The sequence below is a fragment of the Arthrobacter sp. SRS-W-1-2016 genome (assembly GCF_002009585.1).
Taxonomy (GTDB): Bacteria; Actinomycetota; Actinomycetes; order Actinomycetales; family Micrococcaceae; genus Arthrobacter; species Arthrobacter bambusae_A.
This window is the reverse complement of record NZ_MTPV01000033.1, coordinates 1-780: the sequence shown is the minus strand read 5'-3', so window position 1 is coordinate 780 and position 780 is coordinate 1. Positions and strand designations below refer to the sequence as shown.

Sequence of the window (780 nt, the reverse complement as noted above, 5' to 3'; positions counted from 1 at the left end):
CTGGGGTTCTTCGGAGACGCCCACGGAGTCCACGTGTTCCACGATGAGCTGCGGCCAGGCGTCGCGGACCTTGCTGGTCCAGGCCGCGAGTTCCTTTGCTTCTTTGAACGAGCCAGCCACGGCACGCCGTCCCGACTCCGCCGCCGGACGGTAGAGGGTGTTGACGTAGTCCTGGAGCATGCGGTCGGCCGAGACGGCCGGGCCGAGGTGGGCCAGGGTGTGCTTGATCATGGACACCCAGTGCGTCGGCACGGCTTCCGGGCCGGTCTGCGAAGGCCCGGCCGCGCCGGCGTGTTCGGAGACCGTGGAGCCGTAGAAGCGCGGGGCCACCTGGGTTTCCAGGAGCTCGTAGAGCGCGGCGGCTTCGATGTCATCGCGTTCGGTCGGGGAGGCGTCGTTGTTCGCGGTCGGGATCGCCCAGCCGTTCTCGCCGTCGTACATCTCATCCCACCAGCCATCCAGCACCGAGAGGTTCAGGGAGCCGTTGATGGCCGCCTTCATCCCGGAGGTCCCGCAGGCTTCCAGGGGCCTGAGCGGGTTGTTCAGCCACACGTCGCAGCCCGGGAACAGGGTCCGGGCCATCGCGATGTCGTAGTTGGGCAGGAACACGATCCGGTGCCGCACGGCGGGGTCGTCGGTGAACTTCACCAGGTCCTGGATCATCTTCTTGCCGGCGTCATCGGCCGGGTGGGACTTGCCGGCGATGACCAGCTGGATCGGGTGCTTCGGGTGCAGAAGCAGCGCCTTGAGCCGGGCCGGGTCCCGGAGCATCAGGGTCAG

Annotated in this window: 1 protein-coding gene; it reads right to left on the bottom strand. The window is 67.9% G+C overall.

The window, feature by feature from the left end:
* A partial coding sequence (gene glgP / locus BMF89_RS07785; protein WP_139359596.1) for an alpha-glucan family phosphorylase occupies positions 1-780 on the bottom strand: 780 nt, incomplete at both ends.